Raw genomic sequence first — 216 nt, forward strand, 5'->3', positions numbered from 1 at the left:
GCCATTACCGTTGCCATTGCCATTACCGTTATTGCCGTTGCCATTGTTTCCATTACCATTACCATTTGCTGGAGGGACGGAAGCTCCACTTGCTCCACCGTTGTTCGAATCATCAGAGTTTCCAGCGGCATCAGGAGAATCTTCACCATCTTCACCGTCTTCTCCACCATTTCCATTACCGTTACCATTTCCATTACCGTTACCATTGCCATTGCC

At 48.1% G+C, this 216-nt stretch carries 1 protein-coding gene; it reads right to left on the reverse strand.

Going from position 1 to position 216, the window contains the following annotated elements:
- The coding region (locus KW93_RS04700; RefSeq protein WP_161787026.1) for a hypothetical protein at positions 1-216 on the reverse strand (216 nt) is incomplete at both ends.

The sequence above is a fragment of the Planococcus sp. CAU13 genome (assembly GCF_000775575.1).
Taxonomy (GTDB): Bacteria; Bacillota; Bacilli; order Bacillales_A; family Planococcaceae; genus Planococcus.